The organism is Desulfoconvexum algidum, assembly GCF_055382125.1.
The window spans coordinates 1,811,128-1,835,214 of the sequence record NZ_AP042394.1 but is presented as its reverse complement, the minus strand read 5'-3'; the positions used below and the strand labels follow the sequence as shown (position 1 = coordinate 1,835,214).

Here is a 24,087-nt window from a genome sequence, read left to right as displayed (position 1 = left end):
GTTCAAGACCCTGTGTACATGGACCACTTTTGGCAAGCAAAAGGGTTGATATGAAGCAATTTGCTTGTTAAGATGTCCCAATGACTGCTACAAATCCCAGGTCTAAATTGACCGCATCTAAATATACACCGGGCCAGCGATGGATCAGTGAAGCCGAACCGGAGCTTGGAATCGGCATCCTGGTTTTCCATGACAAAAGAACCATCAAGGTTCATTTTCCCGCTGGCGATTGTCATCGGCAGTATTCCAGAGCGGCTGCCCCTGTCAAGAGAGTGACCTTTAAAATTGGGGACAGGATACAACCCCGTGACACCGAAGAATTTTGTGTTGAAAAAATCCAGGAGTCCAATGGGTTATACTTTTATTGCCAGGGGGAAAACTGCATTTGCGAAACAGACCTTTGCGATACCATGGGGTTCTCTCTTCCCCAGGACCGACTTTTATCCGGTCTTGCCGGTTCCAGCAGGGCCTTTGATCTGAGAGTGTCTATCTTGACCCAGAGAGCCGCCTATGAAAAATCTTGCGCCAGGGGGTTTCTCGGAGGGCAGATTGATTTAATTGCCCACCAGTTTTTCATTGCCAAAGAAATCACCTCACGGGCCACCCCCCGGGTGCTGTTATCCGATGAAACCGGTCTGGGCAAAACCATTGAAGCCTGTTTGATTCTCCACCAACTGCTTATCAGCCACCAAATCCAAAGAATCTTAATCATTCTTCCCGAATCCCTTGTTCACCAATGGTTTGTGGAACTTTACCGAAAATTTAACTTAACTTTTCGAATTTTTAATGAAGAAAATTGCCGGGAGATGGAATTGACAGCCCCCGGCGAAAACAGCACAAACCCCTTTTTGGATGCCCAGGAGGGCATTTGCAGCGTGGACTTTATCCAATCCAGTGAAAAACGAAGACAGCAGGTCCTTTCGGCCGGATGGGATATGGTGATCCTGGATGAGGCCCATCATATTCTGGACCACCCCCATTTTTACACCTTCATGCAGGCCCTTGGGATCAGGACAAAGGGGCTGATGCTGCTGACGGCCACCCCGGAACAAATGGGACTCAACACCCATTTTTCCCAATTACAGCTCCTGGATCCCCACCGATATTTTGATTTAACAACATTTCAGTCAGAAACCAGAACCTATGGGAAAACCGCCCGCCAGGTAGCAACCCTTATCAAAGAAAAAAAAGATCCAGGCCCCCTATTGGACACCTATGGACCGGGCCGGGTCATTTTCAGAAACAAACGAGCGAGTATCAAAGGATTTCCCAAAAGAAAGGCAAGGCTTATTCCCCTTAAAGGCGCTGCTGAACAAATTCGATGGATCAACCAGGAATATGAAGATCCCCATTGCCTTCCTGCACAAGGATTGGGCAAGGACCCCAGGATTGCCTGCCTGGCAGCCCTGTCCAAACAGATAAAGCCAAAAAAAATACTGGTTATCTGCAGTTCCAAGACCAAGGTGGAAGCCATTGACAGGGCATTAAAAGAACATTTGGCCATTGATGTGGCCAAATTTGACGAAACCATGAGCCTGCTGGCCCGGGACAAGAATGCCGCCTGGTTTTCCAGGGAAGATGGGGCAAGGCTTCTGATCTGTTCTGAAATCGGCAGCGAAGGCAGAAATTTTCAATTTGTTCACCACCTTTTTTTATTTGACCTGCCGGAGAACCCAGAGCTTTTAGAACAGCGCATCGGCAGGGTAGACCGCATCGGTCAAAAACATGAGATCCAGATCCATGTTCCCTTTGTATCAAATTCCATTGGGGAGGTCCTTGCCCTCTGGTATATGAAGGGGCTGGACCTTTTTGAAAAAAACATCAACGGGGCCCATGCCATATTCAAACAATTTGAAGACAGGCTGGACCATCTGATCCTGGAAACCAGGGCCCTGGGAAGAATTCCCTTAAACGTTCAAAAAAACTTGCTGGAAAAAGCAGCCCTGTACACCGCCAAAACCCAGAGAGAACTTGCCTTTGGAAAAAATATTCTGCTGGAACTCAATTCTTTTAAGCCCGGGCCTGCACGGCAGTTAATCAAGGCTATTCAGGAGATGGACCAAAATCCCGCCCTGGAACAACTTCTTGAAACCCTGTTGGCCCATTACGGTATTGAAATGGACAAAACCATTGATATAAAAGGGGAACATATCATACGCCTCGGCATGGGCGACCTGCCCGTGGACGAAAAGTTTCCTGCCCTTCCCCGCCATGGAGAGGTGATCACCTTTGACCGAAAAACAGCCATTGCCAGGGAAGACCTAGGATTTTTCAACTGGGACCACCCCTTTGTCAACCAGGCCTTTGATTTTTTCATTACCCAGGCAGAAGGCATCTCATCCACTGCCTGTATAAAAGGAGAATCCAATCATGGGCTTTTTCTTGAAACCGTGTTTGTTCTGGAATGCGTGGCCCCGTCCCATTTGAACATTGAGCGGTTTTTATCCGCTGAACCCATTCGACTCCTGGTCAGTCACCTGGGCGTAAACCATAGTGATCAAGACCCTTTTCCAGATTTTTTGCGCCGTCTTGAGCCGGATGATCCGGGCTGGTTCATGGAATTTGAACAAATCAAGGTCCAATTAATTCCGGAATTGCTCGCCAAGGCCCTGGCCCTGGCCCAAAAGAAGGCCGATCACTTCCTGGCCGACGCCCGGAAACAAATTTTAAACACCATTGGCAAGGAAGCAAAAAGACTGATCACTTTGCAAAAAATAAACCCAAATATCCATAAAACGGAAATAAGTCTTGCCCAGAAAAATCTAAATGACGTATTGAATCACCTGGACCGGTCATCCCTGCGCCTGGATGCGGTTCGGCTGATCCGGGTTAAGCCCTGAAGGCAGGCAATTGAGCGAGAAAGAAACATTCAGGGTCTCTGTCAGGGACCTGATTGCAGCTATCGGTCAACGAGGAGACCTCGCCCAGGCATTTGTCAGCAGGACACGGGGCCTTGTGGGTATCCGGGAACATACAAGAATCCAGGCCACGCGGCCCTCCGGATATGAAAAGGAAGTCCCTGTCTCCATCCGGATAGACCATGATCTTTTTTTTCTGGATATTTTCGGACGGATCGACGGGATGATGGTAACAGAGGATCGGGTTTTAGTGGAAGAGATCAAGACCGCAAGACAGGACCCAACTTTTTTGTGCCAAAATCCCCTTCCCGCCCACAAGGCCCAACTCAAATGCTATGGGTATATGGTTGTAAAGAAAAAAGGTATTGCAACAATTGATCTTCAACTCACCTATGCCCACCCCCAGTCAAAAAAAACAGGAGAACAGACAAAAACCTATTCCGCCCTGGATCTAAAGATTTTTTTTGACAAAACCGTTGCCGCCTATGTCGCACAATTTAAAACCAAAGCTGACTGGAAGCATATCCGAAATCAGTCCATTAAAAGCTTAGGCTTTCCCTATGAAGATTTCCGGGAAGGCCAGCGGGAGCTTGCCGAGGCGGTTTATAAGATTATCAAAAACAAAAAGATCCTTTTTGCCAGAGCACCCACGGGCACGGGAAAAACCATTGCCACCCTTTTTCCCGCCATCAAATCCCTTGGCCTGGGTCAGATTGACAAAATATTTTATCTCACTGCCAAAACCCTGGGCCGAACCGTTGCCCACAAGGCCCTCACAGATTTAGGGAAAAAAGGGGCCAGGCTCAAAAGCGTTATCCTCACGGCCAAGCAGAAAATCTGTTTTTCGCCAGACAAGATTTGTGACATGGACACCTGCCCCTATGCCCAGTCCTATTATACCAAACTCAACCAGGCCATGGGCGAAGTGGCAAAACATGACCTCTTTGACCAGAGTCGAATCCAAACCATTGGACAAACCTATCAAATTTGTCCCTTTGAACTGTCCCTTGATATTTCCCTTGTCTGCGATGTCATTGTCTGTGATCTGAACTATGCCTTTGACCCCCGGGTATATCTGAAACGGTATTTTGACACGGCCACTTACAAAATTACCTTTCTCATCGACGAGGCCCATAATCTGCCCGACCGGTTGCGATCCATGTATTCGGCAGATCTCTTAAAATCAGATATCTTGAACACCCAGAAACTTGTCAGGGAGATTGCACCGGACCTGTCCGCTTGCCTGGTGAAGATGAACAAGGAACTTGTCCGTCTTAAATCAAGGGAATTGGAAAAAAATAAGGCCTGTAAGGTTCCCGGCCTGTTCCCTGATCCAGCCTGGGATCCGGATTTCAGGGAATTGACAGATCTGCCAAAGGACTACATGGCATCCATCGAAAAGTTTGTGGTCAAGGCAGACCTGTGGCTGGACAAGCACCCGAAATCCCCCATACGGGCTAGTCTTATGGAATTTTATTTTATGGCCGCAGCCTTTTTAGCCATCGCCCGGTTGTTTGACAGCCATTTCCGGTTTTTCATTGAAAAAAAAGGCAACCAGGAGATCAATACCAAGGTGTTCTGCATGGACCCCTCCTTGATCTTTTCCAGGCTGATTCAAAGAAGCGATTCAGCCATCCTGTTTTCAGCCACTTTTTTCCCCACGGCATATTACCAGGCCATCCTCTTTGGCAGTAAAGAGGATCCCAAGGGTTCCGATGCCACAAAACCGGATACCACAAAAACAGACGCCATAAACATGGCTGCCATAAAGACGGCTGCCATAAACATGGCTGCCCAAGAGACGACTGCCCAAGACGTTAAAAATATTCTCCCTTATTCCATTGTGCTGCCCTCCCCTTTCCCAAAGGAAAACTTCAAGCTTTTGATCCACAGCACTATCCAAACCACCTACAAGTCAAGACGGCAATCCTTTAGCCAGGTGGCCAGGGTTATCACCCAGACCGTGGACACCAAACCCGGTAATTATATGGTTTTCTTCCCTTCCTATGCTTACATGAACCAGGTGGTGGACATCATTGAACAAGAGGGTCAGATAGAAAATATCCAGGTCCAGGCCCCTCAAATGAGTGAACCGGAACGAGAACTTTTTTTAAATCAATTTACCCTGGACAGCCAGGTCCTGGGATTTGCCGTAATGGGGGGGATCTTTGGAGAAGGTATCGATCTTGAAGGGACTCGGCTCATTGGGGTGATTGTGGTGGGCGTAGGCCTGCCCCAAATCTGTCCAGAACAGGACCGGATACGGGCTTACTATGAGGAGTGCAATGAAGACGGATTTTTCAATGCCTACCAGATGCCCGGATTCAATCGGGTCATGCAGGCAACGGGCCGACTCATCCGCACAGAAACAGACCGGGGGGTTGTGGTACTCATTGATGAGCGGTTTACCAGGAAGGATTACAAAATTCTGTTTCCCGACGAATGGCACCCCTATGAAATCATTTCCAATGATCTGGAATTAAAGAAAAAACTCCTTTGTTTCTGGGGACAGAAAAACAAAACTTGATTTATTATTAAACTTTGATGAAAATAACTTGTTTTTCCATTCTCTTTATATTATTAGAAGTGCCTTTTTACACTTGAGGTAAACCAATGAAATTGCAAAACATTACCTATTCCGTTCCATGGAACCTTTTCCTGATCACTCTGGGAAGCGTCATCCTTGCCATCGGGCTTAAATCCATCATCATTCCCCACGGAATGATCACCGGCGGATTTTCCGGGCTGAGTATTTTACTGCTCTATTATTCCGACACCTTCACCCCGGGCCTGTGGTATCTGCTCTTGAATATTCCCGTCTTTATCATCGGCTGGAAATTTATCAGCAAACGCTTTTTGTATTACAGCCTTTACGGAATGATTGTCCTGACCATTAGTCTTGACCTTACAAATTTCAAGATTGAAATAGCGGATCCCTGGCTGGCCGCCCTTGCTGGCGGTATCTTGTCTGGGGCTGGTGTCGGTATTGTTTTCAGATCCCTTGGGTCCTCGGGCGGCAATGATATCATCTCCATCCTGCTCAACCAGAAATTTGGCATCCGCATCGGGACCTATAATTTTATCTTCAGCGTTATCCTCTTTCTCTTCAGTTTTGGCACCATGGACACGGATCTGATCCTCTACTCCATGGCCACAAGCTATATTGCTTCCCTGGTTATGGAATATTTCATGACCCTGTTCAACCAGCGGAAAATGGTCATTATCATCTCTGAAAAATCCCGCCCCATTGCCGATGCCATCAATAGAAAACTCAACCGGGGTGCCACCTTTTTAAAGGGGGAAGGGGCCTATACCGGCAGAAACAAGGATATCATCCTCACCGTTGTCCACACCTTTCAGATCAAACGCATCGAGGAAGTGGTCTTTGGCATTGACCCCGATGCCTTCCTGATCACAGAAAATACCCTTAATGTTCTGGGCAAAGGATTCTCCCAAAGAAAAGTTTATTAATAAAAAGCGTCATAAAAAAAACATCCCTGATCAGCGTGAAACCGATCAGGGATGACAGAACATAAAACTTAAATTAACTAACGAGACCTATTTGGCAGCATCTCTTGCCTGGTCAAGCCACTTGTTCCACTGGGCTTGATTTTGGGCAATCCATTCTGCGGCATGACGTTTCACATCCTTTTGGGATTTTTCACCTTCACTCATTTTTGTATTCTGAGCACTGACATCTGCCAGAGAAAGCGTAAATACTTCAAAGAATTTTTTGGCGGCCGGATTCTTTTCCATAAACTTTTTATTGGCAACGATACGAATATCGGAAACAACAAACCCCAATTTTATGGGATCACTCACAGCGCCGACAATCCCAGATTGTGTCATGCGGTCAACGGCAGACATCTGGGATTCTTTGGGGATAATTTTAGGAACGTTAATCCACATGACATCCTGACCGGGTTTAAGTTTATAAACGGTCCAGTTGGGCGTCCAGGTATAGAAAAAGACAGGCTCGCCCGCCTTAAATGACCCGAGAGCAGAGGCCATGCCGGCCTCATAGGAAGCTTTAACCGGATTAATATGATCAGACAGATCATAAACATCCATGTGATGTGTAATAACGCTTTCACAGCCCCAGCCCGGAGGACAAGCCGTCAGATCCGCTTTGCCGTCGCCATTTCTATCAAAGGCTTTTTTGACCTCAGGGCGTTTGAAATCATCTAAAGATTTGATATTGTACTTTTCGACTTCTCTTTTAGAAACCAGATATCCTTGAAGGCCGCCTGCTTTCATCACATAGCCGTAGGTATCTGCCACATCAAAAAAGTTTTTAGGCAACTGGGCGTTGTGCATGGGAAACCATCCGTTTGTCCAATAGTCCAGATCGCCCAGGGCCAACGATTTATAAAAAATTGGATTTGTAAGATCCTTGGCTTTTTTTACCTTATATCCAAGCTCTTCAAGTCCCTGTCTTACAATGGCTTCCTGGAAAAAACCGGTATTCCAGGTGGCCCTTGCAGGCTTAACCGTCACGCCTTCTCCGGGTTTGTCCGCCGATGCCCAGGCCGTTGAAATAGTCACCATGGTGCTGCATAACAAAACAAGCAATACTTTTTTTACAATACTCATACATCCTCCTACGGTTATCATTCGGTTATTGATTATCTTTAGGTTAATTGTTTATTGGTATTGTGATTATCTATTTGTATTTTTCCCTGCCATGGACTGGGTAATCCGGTCCAATACCATGGCAAGCAGAACAATACTTAAGCCCGCAGTTACTGCCAGCCCAATGTCAAGGGAATTCAGTCCCAAAACCACGGGGGAGCCAAGTCCGCCGGCACCGATCAAGGCTGCTATCACCACCATGGCAAGGGCCATCATGATAGTTTGATTAAGACCTGCCAGAATGGTCGGCATGGCAAGGGGCACCTGGACCTTTACCAGCACCTGCCATTGATTGGCGCCAAAGGCAAGAGCGGCCTCCACAAGTTCCGGGTGAACCTGCCGAATGCCTAAACTTGTCAGCCGGATGATGGGCGGCATACAAAAAATAATGGTGGCCAGCACTCCGGCCACGTTTCCAACGGAAAACAGCATGACAATGGGGACCAGGTACACAAAGGAAGGGGTGGTTTGCATGGCATCCAGAAACGGCCTGAGCACCTTGTCAAACCCATCACTTCGCCCGGCGGCAATCCCCAGGGGGATTCCCACAATAGTGCAGAACAATACAGAGGACAGCACCATGGCAAGGGTGGTCATGGTATCTTCCCAGAACCCCAGCAAGCCGATAAAAACCATGGCCACAATGGAAAAAACAGCCAGCCCCTTTCCAGAGAAACGCCAGGCAAGCAGGGCTACGGCCAAAATAACGACAACAGGGGACAAGAAATTTAATCCCATATCAAAGCCGGTTAAGGTCTTGTCAACAGGCCATTTGAGCAATTGAAAAAACTCTCTGTGATTCTCCACAAGCCAGTCAACAAGTCCTGTTACCCAAGCGTCCAGGGGAATCATTTTATCTTCAAACATATATTTATGTCCTTTGGTATTTTCGCAATACCCTTAGTTTCCGTTCTGATCTGATTTGTGAAGGGTTTTTAGAAACCGGTTTTTGGAAACCACGCCCAGGTACCGGTTATTGTCATCCACAACAGGTATGGGCCAAGTTCTGGAAGCAACCTCCGAAAGAATTTCCTGCATACAGTCATTGGCATTCACACTTCTTGCGTCCTTTATGAAACAGGTCTCAATGGGCTGATCCGTCCTGTTTTTATCAATGGCGTCTTGAAGGTTCTCAGCGGATAATATGCCCTTATATTGACGGTGGGAATCCAAGACATAGGCATGATTTCGATCCTTTGAACTTAATAGTTCATGGGCGGACCGAATTCCCCCAAGTTTTGTTCTAATAATGGTGAGTTGTGAATCTTTTACAATGTCTCCGGCCGAGATCACAGTGGTAGGATCAACGCCTCTAAAAAATGCCCTCACATAATCATCCGCAGGATTCTGCAGGATCTCTTCGGGAGATCCCACCTGCACCACTCGCCCGCCTTCCATGATCGCAATCCGATCACCAATTCTCAAGGCTTCATCCAGGTCATGGGAAATAAAGACAATGGTTCTCTTGGAGTTATCCTGGAGTTTGAGCAGCTCATCCTGCATTTCCGTCCGAATAAGCGGATCCAGTGCAGAAAAAGCTTCATCCATGAGTATAATATCAGGATCAACCGCAAGTCCCCTGGCAAGCCCCACCCGTTGCTGCATTCCCCCACTGAGCTGATCCGGATATTGATCTTCCCATCCTTCCAACCCGACCTGAGCAAGGGCTTCCATGGCCCGTAATTTTCTTTTTTCAGGGTCAACCTTGGAAAGTTCAAGACCAAATGCTGCATTTTCAAGAACGGTCATGTGGGGCATCAAGGCAAAGGATTGAAAGACCATGCTCATATGATTCAGCCGGAAACGAACCAATTCCTCCTGCTTCATGGCCGTTATATCCTTGCCGTTGATAATGACCTTGCCGCTGGAGGGTTTGATAAGCCGGTTCAGCATTCGCACAAGCGTGGATTTACCGGACCCTGAAAGACCCATCACCACAAAAATTTCACCCTCTTTTATGGTAAAAGAGGCATCATTCACTCCAACGTTCATTCCGGTTTTTTCAAGGACATCACTCTTGTCATGGCCTTGCTTGAGCATTGAAATTGCGGTTTTAGGATCAGGCCCAAAAACTTTATATAAATTTTGAATCTCTATTTTATCCATTCATTTTCCTTATATTGTCTGCCAAAGAATAATTAAAACGGGCAAACGCGTCAAAGACCTCACTATTAAACCTAGTGAAGTCAAAAAAATTAATATATCGTATACAATGCAGTTTGTCAAATCAACACAAGGCAAAAACAAGCTAAATTTTCACTCAAGTCCTTTTAAAATAATGGCTTAAATAATTCTTTATTAAATTATTACTTTAAAATATACTTAGAATACTTTGTTTAAATTGCAATGGATAGATCCTATATTGATCCATTTGTAAAAATAGAGTAAGATCATTTACAAAAACGCCAATGCTATATTTTTAAAACAGGAACTACAGGGAATGAACCGATTAGACGAACAACGATGCAGAGAGTTATTAATCGCTCTGAGAAAAATCATACAGGCAATTGATATTCATTCCAGAATGCTCAATAAGTCCTTTGGATTAACAGGGCCCCAGCTTATTGTGCTTCAAGAAATTTCAAAACAGGATAAAATCTCGGTTACGCCCTTGTCAAAAATCACAAGTCTCAGCCAGGCAACCGTCACAGACATTACCAAGCGCCTTGAAAAAAAAGGGTATCTCCTGCGCAGAAAACGAGAAGATGATAAGCGGGCGGTAAGTCTTTCTCTTTCAGAAGCCGGGAAAGAAATCATCAAAGAACTCCCCCCCCTCTTACAAAAAACATTCACCCAACGATTTTCCAAAATTAAAGACTGGGAACAACTCATGATCCTAAGCTCATTTGAAAGGGTGGTCAGCTTGATGTCTGCAGAAGAAATTGAAGCGTCGCCGATGTTGGTAACCGGCCCTCTCATTGACCTTCAAAAATCCTCGTGAGGTAGCATCTTTTCCCAAAGACAGGGTCCCTTGGCTTCCAGGCCTTGGAAGCCAGGGGCTGGATCCTACCAGTCGATGGGAAAATAGTCCTTTAAAAATTTACCGCACCAGTGTTTCCCCGTCAAAATACCGTGAAAAAAAGGATCACATATCCTGGCTGCCCCATCCACAATATCCAAAGGGGGCTGGAAATCATGGCGGTCCTCTTTGAGCCTTGCCAGGATAGCAGGGTCCTCATCGGTGACCCACCCCGTGTCCACGGCATTCATAAAAATTCCGTATTTGGCCAGATCCGAGGCAGCAGTATGGGTGAGCATATTCAGGGCGGCCTTGGCCATATTGGTATGGGGATGACGGCTGCCTTTTTTAAACCGCAAAAATTTTCCTTCCATGGCAGAAACATTGACCATGTGTTTTTGCCCGGTATAGTCCTGCTTCATTAAATCTGCCAGCCGATTGCACAGAACAAAGGGGGCCACGGCATTGACCAGCTGAATTTCCATCATTTCCGAGGTCTGGATATCCCCCAGACGTAGCCGCCAGGAATTGGTCTTGCGCAGGTCCACCTGCTGGAGGTCGGCATCCAGTTTTTCCGCCGGGAAAACAGCAGGCACATCCAGTGAATGGTCATAGGAGTAAGGAACTTGGGACAATTGAGCAGACATGCGCAACCCCACCCCCGGAGCCGTACCATTCCAGGTCACGGGCAGGGCCTTTTCAGCGCCCAGATTGGCTATTTCCCCATATTCCAATTGGGAAATACAGGCCTGGTGCTCTCCCAGCAACGCCTGGGCATCTGCTGGCAATTGACCCACATCCTTTGCTTCAATATCCATAAGATGGGCATAAAACCCCGGAGGCCGCCGGACGGTCTGGGCAGCATTGTTGATCAGAATATCCAGCCGCTGGTAGGTATTTGCAATATAATCGCAAAACAATTCCACGCTGGGCGTATGGCGAAGATCCAGCCCGTAAACCTGGAGCCTTGTGCCCCAATCGGAAAAATCAGGTTCACGGGAAAACCGCAGCGCCGAATCCTTGGGAAACCGAGTGGTGGCAATCACCTTTGCCCCAGCTCTTAGCATCATCACAGTGGCCTGGTAGCCGATCTTGAGCCGGGAACCGGTTATCAATGCCACCTGCCCTTTTAAAGAAGCCGTCTGGAAACGTTTCTGATAATTAAACGCTGCACATTCCGGGCACATGGTATCATAAAAATGATGGAGGACTTTAAACTCGGCCTTGCACACATAACAGTTCCGGGGCGTTTCCAGGGTCTTAGGATTTTCTTCCATCACAGGTTCTGGACCGCAAATCTGTTGGGGGGCGGTAAAAACGGCATCCTCACGGGCCCGGCGAATCCCGGTGCCAGCCCGAAGACGTCGCTCTTTTTCAACTATGGCGTTGCGTTTCTGGGCTTTTTTGTCTTTATTCCGCTTTTTAATCTCTCGTTTGTCGGGCCGGGATATTTTTCCTGCGGCCACTATCAAAGAGATGCGCTGGGATTCGGGCAAAAGGGCCAAAAGCTCGGACTGATCTGCCAGGGTTTCCAGAAGGGGGATACACTCCCCCAGGGCTGTCAGAATCTGTTCTTTCTGCCCAATAGGGGGCTCAGAATTGTTTATGTCTGTGATCATATCTGGTTGTTTGTCCGATTGTTTGCCCGATTTTTCGTCTGGGCTGTTGGGGTCCGTGCCGATGGGGCTCACTTTAAATTTATATCCTTCAAGTTCCGGTAAAAAATCTGGTTGCCCCTATTGAATAAAAATAGGAGCCAATATTTTAAAAGAATGAAATTATTATAGATTTTTAACTCTTTTGTCAATAAAACTTACCATTCCCGATGTCAGGAACTCTCTCAAACCTCTGTTTTCTCCTGTTTCAAACGACCCGGTTTCTTTCTTTTATTAACTTGATATGAGTATCAAAAAAAATATCACTGGAAATAAATTAATTTCACCCCTATAACTCAAAAATGATTAACATTAAGACCACTGCAAGGAGACCCCATGACCCTCTATTCATATAAAAACTATGACCCCCAACTCCACCCGAGTGTTTATATCGCACCAACAGCCCAAATCATTGGAAATGTGGTTATTGGCAAAAACACCTCTGTCTGGTTTCAATCGGTTCTTCGGGGTGATTTGGCGAGCATCAAAGTTGGTGAACGAACCAATATCCAGGATCTTTGCACCTGTCATGCCGATGAAAATATACCATTAAAAATTGGAAACGGGGTTACCATTGGCCATAGAAGTATTCTCCATGGCTGTACAATTGCCGACGATTGTCTCATCGGGATGGGGGCCATCGTTATGAACCAGGCAGTGATCGGACGTGGGTCCATAATCGCTGCGGGCGCTGTTGTGTTGGAAAAAACAATTATCCCCCCCTATTCACTTGTGGTGGGTTCCCCGGGGAAGGTTAAAAAAACATATGAGAATCGAGAAAAAATTGAACAGGATATAGAAACCATGTCTAAAAGTTACATGGATAACGCCAAAAGCTTTGGATCGCCCCAGGTATTTTATGAAATAAAAAGATAAAAACCCATTTTAAACCTATCCCACTTAAGGAGATTCCCCATGACCGATGCAACCCTTCTTGCTCTGGACGGCCTCAGAGACTTTTCCATGCTCAAATGGTATGTCATCCCCCTGCTGTCCATCACCTTTTATATTTATACCCGGGAAATTAAGGAAGCCCGCCAGACCCAAAACTGGAATGCGGTCTTTGCTGGGCTTACCATCTTTGGAGTGGATTTTTTCAATGAGACCTGGAACTCCTGGGTCATGGTTCTTTCCGGCCGGTCCGCCTTCTGGACCACCCCCGGGGACACGGCGCTTCGAACACTGGTCGGCTGGAACATTGAAATCATGTTCATGTTTTCCATCCTGGGGATTGTCTACTACCATTCCCTGAACGAAGACAGAACGGCCAAAATCCTGGGGATCCCGGACATGTGGTTCTGGGCCATCGGCTACTCAGCCTTTAGTGTCTTTATTGAATGTTTTCTAAATCTGGGCGGCCACCTGGTATGGGAATATCCCTTCTGGGGAAGGTCATTTGGGGGTGTCTGGCTGATTTTTCTCATCGGTTATTTTCATTTTTTCTGCGCCGCCATCTTTGTGATCACAAGAAAAACCACAAAAGCCAAACTGATCACCATTGGGATCATCTATCTTATCCCCATTCTCATGAATATCCTGGGGCTGGGTGTCTTTAAATGGAATTATTAATTCCCAAACCATTCCAATGGATTGTAACGTGATCCCCCGGTAAAAATAAAACCGATCGAGGGTTAATGTTGAACTCTCCTCTAGGAAAATGTAAAATTTTCAAACTAAGATTTTTTACATTCCCTTTTTTGTCTGGTATAGGCTTTTTAAGAATTGATGCGTCAAGATGAAATTTAAAAAAAGGCGGTCCATGGAAACCAAAGAAAAAAAATTAGTGACAATCGGTGGAGGGAGCGGACAATTTGTCCTGTTGTCCGGGTTAAGGGAACTTGAGGACATACAGATAACGGCAATCGTTTCAATGGCAGATTCAGGCGGCAGTACGGGCCGACTAAGAGATGAACTTGGGATCCTGCCGCCGGGGGATATCCTAAAATGCATATTGGCCCTTTCCCCTTATCAGCAGACCTGCCGCTCTATCCTTCTGAAACGCTTTAAAAAAGATCGTCGTCTGGCAGGCCACAGCGCAGGGAACATGCTTTTAACAATGCTTTCAAGATATACGGGAAATTTTCCCACAGGCGTTGCCGCCCTTGCTGAAATACTGGATGTAGACGGCACGATCCTTCCGGTTACCATCGACCGGGCAACTTTGGTGGCCGAATTGACGGACGGAACAAGAATATACGGAGAAGAGGCAATTGATTTACCAAGGGGAACCCAGCGTGAACAAATAAAAGAGGTGTTCCTTGTGCCGCACCACCATTCTTCAATCTCTGTATACCCACCCGTTTTAGATGCCATTCGAGATGCCGATTATATTTTTATCGGACCGGGGGATTTGTTTACCAGCATTATTCCAAACCTTATCGTTCCCGGAGTTAAAGAAGCCCTTAAAACCACCTGCGCAAAAATTTATTTCACCATTAATATTATGACAAAATTTGGGGAAACCCATAATTTTTCAGGAATAGATTTTATCAACAATTTAGAAGATTGTCTTGGACGACAGTTTGACGGCCTTATCGGGAACAGCACAAAACCTGCCCAAAGGGTGTTGGATATCTATGCCGAGCAAAAATCCAATTTTGTTCAAATAGACCCAATAGATCCATTTTGGGCGAATCGTGGATTACTATTGAGCGATGTTTTGGATTCCAATACAATGATTGCCAGGCATGACCCCAAAAAAATAGCCGCTATTATTCAACGAATAATACACCCAGATTAAAAGATGATGAGGCCTCATTTAAAGATGGGTTCCATGTAACCCAGAGGATATAGCCCCTTTAAAAAATCGATTGTATGGGCAGTTTTATGATAAACTTTGTCCCTTTTCCCACCTTTGATTCAACGCCTATCTCTCCGCCATGATCATCCACTATAATAAAATAAGAGACCGAAAGGCCAAGGCCAGTGCCTTGATCCACACGTTTTGTTGTAAAAAACGGTTCAAAAATCCGTTTGCGTGTAAGAATGTCCATTCCAGGACCATTGTCCTCTATTTCAATATAAGCCGATTTTTGTTTTGCATAAAGGCGAAGGATTAACCTAGGCGTTTTCTCTTGGGATTTTTCAGCCCCCATGGATTCCGATGCATTTTTCAACAAATTAAATAACACCTGCTGAATTTTACTTGCTTCACATAAAACCTTCGGAACCGGGCTGAATTCTCTGATTATTTTAATTTGTTTAAAATCATATTTTTTCTTAAGGTTGTAATCATTTTGAGCAAGATCCAGGGACGCTTCGATTAACTCGTTTAAATAATGTTGAGTTTTAATGGAATCAGTTTTCCTTACAAAACTTAACATATTCTTGACAATTTTTGCCGCATTCCCGCCAGCTTGGTTGATATTTTCAAGCTGTTTTAATATTCCTCTTTTTTCCATGAAACTTTTTATGACCGCCATTGAGGTGCCGACCTCTTTTGCAGCGGCCTCATTGGCAGGGAAATCGCCTGAAAGCCGATTATGAATCACCTGGGCATTTTGCATCATACCCGCCAATGGATTATTTATCTCGTGGGCCATTCCAGCAGCAAGTCCCCCGACGGATATCATTTTTTCAGTCTGGATCATCATGCCCTCAATTTTCTTGCGCTCGGTAATATCGTGGACAACCACTCTGGAACCCGTCAGTATTCCCTTGTCATAAATAAGATCATTGTTTAAAATGACACACAACTCCTGGCCATCTTTTTTACGAATGGTGTATTCGATATTGTCGGATTCCCCTTCGTCCCTTCCAAATTTTTCAAGCCTTGCAAGAAAAAGAGATTTGCTTTCCTCTGTCAAAAGGTCAAAAGGCGTCAGTGTCAAAAATTCATCTTCACAATAACCGGAATATTCACACATGGTCTTATTTACATTAAGAAACCGACTCTTTATAAAATCAATTTCATACATTCCCGCTGGTGAATGATTGAAAAGGTGTTTATATTTTTTCTCACTCTCACGCAATGCGGTTTCAGAGGCCTTTCGATCAATGGCAATGGCAACCTGATCAGAAACCGACACTAAAATCTGTAAATCCTGCTCATTATACCGGTGGGGGTCTGTATAGCTCTGTACTGCGATCACCCCTATCACCTTCTCCTTGACGATTAAGGGGACGCCCATCCAAATCAAGGGAATGGGCCCCCAAACTCCGTTTTTTGATGATCTCGCCTCGAGTTCCTTCTCATTTAACAAGATAGGCCTTCGCTGGGAAACCACCAAGCCGCTCAATGAATCACTTGCATCATAAGTAATCGAAGAAAAATCTGTATCCACTGTATCTACATAATATGGAAAGTGAAGGGTTTGTTCTTTGGCATTGACGATTACGATAAAAAAATTAGTGACATCAATAATCTCGCCCAATAAAATATGAATCTGTTCATATAGGTCGGTCAGGCTTGAGGTTACATTTACGGCATTTGAAATTGAAAAGAGAGTTTTGTTAATCGCCTCAGCGTGTTTGATTTTACTGATATCTTCAACAAAGGATTGCATGCCTACCAGTTTTTTTAATCCATTCGCCTCTTCAAAAAATGACTGGGAATGAATTTTTATCCACTGTATTTCACCTTTGAAATTAAACATCCTCACCTCATAGGGGTCTGTGCTGCCTTTCCCTTGAAGCCGGAGTCTTATTTTATTTTCAATAATGATCAAATCCTCGGGATGAACAACCGGATGATATGATTTATTGATCCAAGCCTCTTTTTTATATCCTGTGATCTCTTCAAGTTTTTTATTCAGGTAGGTAAACTCTCCTTTTAAATTAGTCGTATACATGCCCATGGGTGAATTATCGATAAATTTACGATGTATTTTTTCACTTTTTATCAATTTTTCTTCTGATCGTTTCCGTTCCTTTTCTATTCTTATGGCCTGGCGTGTCAGGTAGAGGGAAAGACCCAGGGCGATCATTAAAATAAAAAGGGATGTTATACTAAGATTACGCATTATCAATTGAATTTCATGGTCAACATCTTCAGTGTATATTCCCGTACCGATAACCCACCCCCAGGGTTCAAACCCTTTTACATAGGAAATTTTTTGAACTATTTTTTTGGGGTCGTCTTTCCATTGCCACAGGTAATCGACATAGCCTGCGCCTTCTGCCTGAACCATATTTACAAATTCTACGAATAATTTTTTCCCTGCCGGATCGGTAAAATTAGATATATCCTGTCCCTCAAGGTTTGGAAAGTAGGGGTGCATTATCATCCTTGGATGCATATCGTTTATCCAAAAATAATCTTTATTTTCCGGGCCATACCGAAAATTTTCAATTCGCCTGATCGCTCTTTGCTGGGCGTCTGAACGTGTCAGCTCTCCTGATAGAATTCTTTGCTGGTATTCTAAAAGAAGGCTGTGGGTGATATCCGTTAACTCTTGAATCGTTTCTTTTTTCTGGGCCAGCAGGTTTTGTTTTAAGGAGGGCACAAACACGAACACGATACTTAACACAAACAAGATAAAGGTAATCCATATGGGAATCGTTATTCTAATAATTTTTAACACGAGTTTGCTTTTATTGGTTAATATCATTTTTTTTTGCAAATTCAAGATCTATTCGTAAATGGTATGCTTCTTGGGATCAAAAGCTTCCCTGATCCCTTCCCCTGTAAAGGTAACGGTCATAAGGGTGAGAACCAGGGCACCGACAACCGAGGCTGCGATCCACCAGGCTTCCATGTTCTGCCAGCCCTGGGACAATAGTTCCCCCCAGGAAGGCGTGGGAGCTGGGAGGCCGAATCCCAGGTAATCCAGAGAGGTCAGGGAAACGATGCCCCCGGATATGGCAAAGGGGGCATAGGTGACAATAACGGAAATGGTATTGGGGATAATGTGCCGGAAGATGATTCTAAAATGGGAGGCGCCCAGGGAGCGGACAGCCAGGACATATTCCTTTTCCTTTTCCCGATAGGTCATCGTGCGCATGACCCAGGTAATGCCGATCCAGCCGAAAAACGCCATGATCAAAATCAGAATCATGAAATTGGGCACTATAATGGACGAAATGATAATAATAACGTATAGAAACGGGACATTGCTCCAGACCTCAATGACCCGCTGGAAAAACAGGTCAAATTTCCCTCCGAAGTACCCCATGGAACAGCCAATGGTGATGCCGATGGTGTAGTTGAGCAGCAAGAGGACACAGGAAAAAATAATGGCGGTGCGAAACCCGAAGACAAGGCGTGCCAGAATATCCCGGCCCACATTGTCCGTGCCCAGGAAATGCCGGTCTGAAAAGGAGGGGGGAAAGGGAGGGTATTCATTGAACCGAAGATCGTTTTCGTAAGGGTTGTAGGGAACAATGGGCATGAGGACAAACCCGGATCCCGGATCCTTGCTTAATTTTATTTTTAATTCTCTATAATTGGTTTCATACCCGTATTCCAGACCAAAGGTGGATCCTGGAATCATTTGCCCATAGGTGGGAAAATAAAATTTATCCCCATAATGGACAAAAAGCGCCCGGGAATTGATAAAGACTTCACCAAAAAAGGAGATAAAAATCATAGCCATGATGATGACAAAGGACCAAAACCCCCGGGATATGGAACGGAAGCGTTTCATTTTCTGGAGGGTAGAAGGATTTAAGGATATCATGGTGCTGCCTTACCTAAATTTAAGTGTACAAAACATAATTATTTAAACCGGACCCGGGGATCCACAACGGCCACGCACAGATCAGACAAGATATTCCCCACCATGAACAACAAAGAGGATATCACCAGGATTCCCATGACAACCGGATAATCCCGATCCACGATGGACTCGTATCCCAAAAGTCCCATACCATTGATATTAAATACCTTTTCAATGAGAAAGGACCCCATGAGAAGGATGGAAATATTGTTCCCAAAGCTTGTGGCAATGGGGATCAGACTGTTTCTCAGGGCATGGCGGAAAACCGCCTTTTTAAAGGAAAGCCCCTTGGCAATGGCTGTTCTCACATAATCGGCGGACAAATTGTCCATGAGGGTGTTTTTCATGAGCAGGGTCATGACGGTAAAAGAACCGATCATGTATGAAAACAAGGGAAGAAGGGTATGCCAGGCAATGTCCATGAATTGTTCAGCAAAATTCATTTCATCAAAAAAATCAGAGGTCAGCCCCCCAAGGGGAAACACATCAAACCGGGAAGAAAACAAGACCAGCATAAAGACCCCTGCCACCCACCCGGGGATGGCATACCCCGTAAAAATAACAGCGGAGGTAAAATTATCAAACCCGGACCTGTGGCGAACCGCTTTGGCAACCCCCAGGGGGATACAAACCCCGTAAATGAGAATCAAACTCAAGATTCCAAAATAAAGGGAAATGGGGATACGTTCTAAAATCATATCCCACACCGGGTCCTGGTACCGGGTGGACCGGCCCAGATCCCCCTGGAGCACTTTTCCCAGCCAGGCGAGATAACTTTGGAGAATCGGCTTGTCAAATCCATAATATTCTTTTAATTTCTGGATCTGATCTTCGGAAAGGGGCTGGCCAGACCCGGGATTTGCCTTGGTTGAGGAACCGTCCCCCGCCTGCCCCATCTGCATGGCCCTTGTTTCGGCAATAATACGTTCAATGGGGCCCCCCGGCACAAACCGGGTAATGGTAAAGACCATGATGGTGATACCGATAAAGGTCGGTATCACCAACAACAGCCGCCTGATAAAATAGGCGATCATGAAACGGTCTGATAAACCGATTCAAGGGCCGCATCAAGAAATTCAGGCTTTGTACCGCCGGCCTGGGCCATATCCGGCCGCCCTCCGCCGCCGCCGCCCACAATCTTGGCTGCCGCCTTGACAATATCACCGGCCTTGAACTGTTTGGTTAAATCATCGGTCACAACAGAAATGAGCAATGCCTTGCCATTGGACTGTGCCCCCAACAGCAAAACACCGGAACCAAGCTTTGTCTTGAACTTGTCTGCCAGGTCCCGAAGCTGGGAAGGATTTTCAATCTCCACCCGTTTGGCCAAAACTTTCACCCCGTTAATTTCCCGAATATCCTCATCGATATTTTTAACGGACTTGGCGGCCAGTTTGGCTTTGATGGAAATCAACTCTTTTTCAAGGGATTTTTTCTCCTGCAGCAAAGCATCCACACGGATCACCACATCCTCACGGCTGCCCTTGACAAGAGTGGCAACCGCTTCAATGGCTTGTTGGTCAACATGGACCCGATCCAGGGCCCTCTGGCCTGTGGCAGCTTCAATCCTTCGCACCCCCGAGGCGATGCCGCCTTCGGACAAAATTCTGAACAACCCGATATCTCCGGTAAACTGGGTATGGGTTCCCCCGCAAAGTTCCTGGGAGAAATCTCCCTGGGAAACCACCCTCACCACATCCCCGTATTTTTCTTCAAACAGGGCAGTGGCACCGGCACGAACCGCCTCATCCATGTCCATTTCTTTAGTTGTGATCCCGTGATTTTCCCGGATTTTCCAATTCACCTCATTTTCAACGGCTGCAAGCTCTTCAGGCGTAATGGCGGAAAAGTGGGTAAAGTCAAACCGCAGCCGGGTATCGGTCACCAAAGACCCGGATTGCTTGACATGATCCCCCAAAACCTTTCTCAGGGCGGAGTGGAGGATATGGGTGGCCGAATGGTTCACCGCCGTTGCCCGCCGCTTTTTTGCATCCACCTTCAGGGTAAACACATCCCCCTTGGCGCACTGGCCGGAGACCACTTTGCCCTTGTGGATAAAAAGCCCGGAAGGATCAGACACTGTATCAAAAATCTCGATGACACAATTTTCGTTTTCAAAGGTTCCGGCATCACCGCTCTGACCGCCGGATTCCGCATAGAATACAGTCTGGGCAGTGACCACCTCGATCTTGTCTCCCTTGACCGCTGTCGCTAGTTCCTTGTCATCGCGCACCAGGATCAAAACATAGGATTCCACCTCCAGGGCATCATACCCAGCAAAAAAGGTTTTAACCCCGTTGGAAGTCAAGGGCTTATAGGCTTCCCCCACCCCGGCAAATTTTTTCTTGGATCTGGATCTTTTCTTTTGCTCGGCCATGGCAATATCAAACCCCTCCATGTCCAGCTCAATCTCCATCTCTTTAACATGGTCTGAGATGATGTCCACAGGAAACCCAAAGGTATCATAAAGCTTAAAGATAACCGCTCCGGGAATGGTGGACTGCCCTTGTTTCCGGGTGTCCTCAATGGTGGCCTCCAGTAATTTCATCCCCGTCCCCAGGGTTTCCAAAAACTTTTCCTCCTCGTTTTTCACCACATTGAGGATAAAGGCAGCAGACTCTTTGAGTTCGGGATAAGCCTCGTCCATGATCTGGAACACCGTCTGAACTGTCTCATGGAGAAAGGGTTTCACAAGACCGATGCTTCTGCCGTAACGAATGGCCCGGCGCATGATGCGACGCAGCACATAGCCCCGGCCTTCGTTGGCAGGCAGCACACCATCACAGATCAAAAAAGCCGTTGCACGGGAATGATCGGCAATCACCTTCATGGCCACTTCCACCAGACGAGATTCATTTCGCTTCCTGCCGGACAATTGTCCCACCCTTTCCATGATGGGCATAAAAAGGTCGGTATCATAATTGGTGGGAACATCCTGGAGCACAGAAATGACCCGCTCAAGTCCCAGGCCCGTATCGATGCTGGGCTTGGGCAGGGGCGTCATGGTGCCGTCTTCCGAGCGCTCAAACTGCATGAAAACCAGGTTCCACAACTCCAGCCACCGGTCGCAGTCGCAGCCCACAGCGCAATTTTCAGCGCCACAGCCAAAGGCCTCGCCCCTGTCAATGTGGATCTCGCTGCAAGGCCCGCAGGGACCGGTATCCCCCATGGACCAGAAATTATCAGCTTCCCCCATCCGGGAAATCCTATTTTCAGGAACCCCGATCTTGTCCCGCCAGATGTCATAGGCTTCATCGTCATCCAGGTAGACCGATACATAAAGCTTTTCCTTGTCAAATCCATATCCATTGGTCAACAAATCCCAGGCCATTTCAATGGCCTGGTCCTTAAAATAATCCCCAAAGGAAAAATTGCCCAGCATTTCAAAAAAGGTATGGTGCCGGGCCGTGTACCCGACATTTTCCAGGTCATTGTGCTTGCCGCCGGCCCGAACACATTTCTGGGAGGTGACCGCCCTGTCATACTCGCGTTTCTCATCCCCGGTAAAGACCCGTTTGAACTGGACCATGCCCGCATTGACAAACAAAAGCGTCGGGTCGTCCTGGGGCACAAGGGAGGAGGACCGAACCTGCTGGTGGTTGTGTTTTTTAAAGTATTCTAAAAAGAGTTTCCTGGCTTCATTACCTGTCATAGTTTCGCTCCTGGTTTTCGCTCCCGATCTTTGCGCCTGATCTTTGCTTCTATTTTTTTTTCTGGTTTTTACTTCTGGTTTTTTACTCAGGGGCCTGACCCATCTATGGGCAGGTCCTTATTTTTTGGTATTTGCCTTGTTGGGAAGTGCATCTGAAATTCCCAATGCCTCTCGAACCCGTACTTCTATTTTTCCAAATATATCGGGATTATCAATTAAAAAGACCTTTACATTTTCCCTGCCCTGACCAATGCGTTCCCCTTCAAAGGAATACCAGGAACCGCTCTTGTCAACGATATCAAGTTCGGCCCCCATGTCCAGCAAATCGCCGGTCCGGGAGATTCCCTCCCCGTACATGAGATCAAACTCCACACTTTTAAAGGGGGGCGCCAACTTGTTCTTCACCACCTTGACCTTGGTCCTGTTCCCCATAATATCCTGGCCCTCTTTAATGGCCGCCGCCTTTCGAATCTCAAGACGCATGGAGGCATAAAATTTTAAAGCATTACCACCGGTGGTGGTCTCGGGATTTCCGTAAACAACACCGATCTTCATGCGGATCTGGTTGATAAAAATAAGGGTGGTATTGGTTTTTCCAATGGTGCCGGTAAGTTTTCGCAATGCCTGGGACATGAGGCGCGCCTGGAGGCCCATGTGAGAATCCCCCATTTCCCCTTCAATTTCAGACCGGGGCACAAGCGCTGCCACCGAATCCACGACCATGATATCGATTCCACCGCTTCTAACCAGCATGTCAACAATCTCAAGGGCCTGTTCACCGGTATCGGGCTGGGAGATTAACAGCTCATCGCAATCCACGCCCAACCGTTTGGCATAGGCAACATCCAGGGCATGCTCGGCATCAATAAAGGCAGCAATACCTCCCGTTTTCTGAGCTTCTGCCACTGCATGGAGGGCCAGGGTTGTTTTTCCCGAAGATTCCGGTCCATAGATTTCAATGACCCTTCCCCGGGGATATCCCCCCACACCCAATGCCTTGTCCAGGGCCAGGGAGCCCGTACGGATAACCGGTACGGCTTCGACTTCCCTGCCACCCAGCTTCATGATGGATCCCTTGCCAAACTGACGTTCAATCTGACTCATGACTGTCTGAACAGCTTTTTCCTTGTCTAAATTTTTTTCCATCCCTTTTCTCCTAAAACAAACCCGCTATATATAAAAATTTAAGCACAAGTGCTGCCAGCACCCCTGCCATTATGTCATCCAAAACAATACCGGCTCCCCCTGAAAATTTATTTTCAAAATATTTCACAGGGACCGGTTTAAAAATATCAAAACATCTAAAAGCGACAAACCCCAGCACGATACTTGCCCATCCCACCGGCACCAAGGTCATGGTGACGCAAAAGCCCGCTATTTCATCAATCACAATACTGCCGGGGTCCTTCGCCCCCAAGAGGGTTTCAGCCCGGTCCGCCACATAAACAGCCAAAAGGATCAGGCCGACCAGAAAAAAGGCCATCAGCCCCGGATCCGACCACGCCATCAGCCAGATCAAAGGAATGGCTGCCAGGGTGCCAAAGGTACCCGGCGCCACAGGTATGCGGCCCAGGCCGAATCCTTGCGCCACCATCAGTATCAATCGATCAAAAATAATCATCTTGCTATTTTGTTTCACCTGGTTTGTATCCGTATTCATTTTGTATATCCTGCC

General features: G+C 46.5%; 17 protein-coding genes. 7 read left to right on the top strand and 10 right to left on the bottom strand.

The window, feature by feature from the left end:
* Positions 1-80: 80 nt before the first annotated feature.
* The 3 genes from ACZ45G_RS08380 (at position 81) to ACZ45G_RS08370 (ending at position 6,329) form a co-directional block, all read left to right on the top strand.
* On the top strand, positions 81-2,840 hold the full coding sequence (locus ACZ45G_RS08380; protein ID WP_464176931.1) for an SNF2-related protein: 2,760 nt from the start codon (positions 81-83) through the stop codon (positions 2,838-2,840).
* Between the two features lie 10 nt (positions 2,841-2,850).
* Positions 2,851-5,385 carry a helicase C-terminal domain-containing protein gene (locus tag ACZ45G_RS08375; protein WP_464176929.1) on the top strand — a complete coding sequence of 845 codons (2,535 nt, stop codon included), beginning with the start codon at positions 2,851-2,853 and terminating at the stop codon, positions 5,383-5,385.
* 86 nt (positions 5,386-5,471) lie between these two features.
* On the top strand, positions 5,472-6,329 hold the full coding sequence (locus ACZ45G_RS08370) for a YitT family protein (protein WP_464176927.1): 858 nt from the start codon (positions 5,472-5,474) through the stop codon (positions 6,327-6,329).
* Positions 6,330-6,416: 87 nt separating this feature from the next.
* On the opposite strand, the gene proX is transcribed toward ACZ45G_RS08370, so the two are convergent.
* The 3 genes from proX to proV form a co-directional block, all read right to left on the bottom strand.
* Entirely contained in the window at positions 6,417-7,451 is a 1,035-nt protein-coding gene (gene proX / locus ACZ45G_RS08365) for a glycine betaine/L-proline ABC transporter substrate-binding protein ProX (RefSeq protein ID WP_464176925.1), read from the bottom strand.
* A 66-nt stretch (positions 7,452-7,517) separates the two neighbouring features.
* Positions 7,518-8,357, bottom strand: coding sequence for an ABC transporter permease (locus ACZ45G_RS08360; RefSeq protein ID WP_464176923.1), 840 nt, complete (start codon positions 8,355-8,357; stop codon positions 7,518-7,520).
* Between the two features lie 33 nt (positions 8,358-8,390).
* The gene (gene proV / locus ACZ45G_RS08355) at positions 8,391-9,596 is read right to left on the bottom strand and encodes a glycine betaine/L-proline ABC transporter ATP-binding protein ProV (RefSeq protein ID WP_464176921.1); all 1,206 of its coding nucleotides are present in this window, start codon (positions 9,594-9,596) and stop codon (positions 8,391-8,393) included.
* Positions 9,597-9,930: 334 nt separating this feature from the next.
* Here proV and ACZ45G_RS08350 point away from each other — a divergent pair, with 334 nt between their 5' ends.
* Positions 9,931-10,431 carry a MarR family winged helix-turn-helix transcriptional regulator gene (locus ACZ45G_RS08350; protein ID WP_464176919.1) on the top strand — a complete coding sequence of 167 codons (501 nt, stop codon included), beginning with the start codon at positions 9,931-9,933 and terminating at the stop codon, positions 10,429-10,431.
* Between the two features lie 65 nt (positions 10,432-10,496).
* Here ACZ45G_RS08350 and ACZ45G_RS08345 read toward each other — a convergent pair whose 3' ends face one another.
* Complete coding sequence (locus ACZ45G_RS08345; protein ID WP_464179901.1) at positions 10,497-12,068, bottom strand: SDR family NAD(P)-dependent oxidoreductase; 1,572 nt, start codon at positions 12,066-12,068, stop codon at positions 10,497-10,499.
* 372 nt (positions 12,069-12,440) lie between these two features.
* Between ACZ45G_RS08345 and ACZ45G_RS08340 the strand changes: the two genes are divergently transcribed.
* From ACZ45G_RS08340 to ACZ45G_RS08330, 3 genes are all read left to right on the top strand, one after another.
* A complete protein-coding gene (locus tag ACZ45G_RS08340; RefSeq protein ID WP_464176917.1) occupies positions 12,441-12,980 on the top strand; it encodes a gamma carbonic anhydrase family protein in 540 nt (179 codons plus the stop codon).
* Between the two features lie 39 nt (positions 12,981-13,019).
* Positions 13,020-13,673 carry a hypothetical protein gene (locus tag ACZ45G_RS08335; RefSeq protein WP_464176915.1) on the top strand — a complete coding sequence of 218 codons (654 nt, stop codon included), beginning with the start codon at positions 13,020-13,022 and terminating at the stop codon, positions 13,671-13,673.
* Between the two features lie 190 nt (positions 13,674-13,863).
* Positions 13,864-14,844, top strand: coding sequence for a gluconeogenesis factor YvcK family protein (locus tag ACZ45G_RS08330; RefSeq protein ID WP_464176913.1), 981 nt, complete (start codon positions 13,864-13,866; stop codon positions 14,842-14,844).
* A gap of 58 nt (positions 14,845-14,902) precedes the next feature.
* On the opposite strand, the gene ACZ45G_RS08325 is transcribed toward ACZ45G_RS08330, so the two are convergent.
* The 6 genes from ACZ45G_RS08325 to ACZ45G_RS08300 form a co-directional block, all read right to left on the bottom strand.
* Entirely contained in the window at positions 14,903-17,653 is a 2,751-nt protein-coding gene (locus ACZ45G_RS08325) for a cache domain-containing protein (RefSeq protein ID WP_464176911.1), read from the bottom strand.
* A 21-nt stretch (positions 17,654-17,674) separates the two neighbouring features.
* Positions 17,675-18,721, bottom strand: coding sequence for an ABC transporter permease (locus tag ACZ45G_RS08320; protein WP_464176909.1), 1,047 nt, complete (start codon positions 18,719-18,721; stop codon positions 17,675-17,677).
* Between the two features lie 38 nt (positions 18,722-18,759).
* Positions 18,760-19,794, bottom strand: coding sequence for an ABC transporter permease subunit (locus tag ACZ45G_RS08315; protein WP_464176907.1), 1,035 nt, complete (start codon positions 19,792-19,794; stop codon positions 18,760-18,762).
* Positions 19,791-22,412 carry an alanine--tRNA ligase gene (alaS, locus tag ACZ45G_RS08310; protein WP_464176905.1) on the bottom strand — a complete coding sequence of 874 codons (2,622 nt, stop codon included), beginning with the start codon at positions 22,410-22,412 and terminating at the stop codon, positions 19,791-19,793. Before alaS ends, ACZ45G_RS08315 begins: the two co-directional genes overlap by 4 nt.
* A gap of 117 nt (positions 22,413-22,529) precedes the next feature.
* Complete coding sequence (recA, locus tag ACZ45G_RS08305; protein ID WP_464176903.1) at positions 22,530-23,558, bottom strand: recombinase RecA; 1,029 nt, start codon at positions 23,556-23,558, stop codon at positions 22,530-22,532.
* 10 nt (positions 23,559-23,568) lie between these two features.
* A complete protein-coding gene (locus ACZ45G_RS08300) occupies positions 23,569-24,072 on the bottom strand; it encodes a phosphatidylglycerophosphatase A family protein (protein ID WP_464176901.1) in 504 nt (167 codons plus the stop codon).
* Positions 24,073-24,087 lie beyond the last annotated feature (15 nt).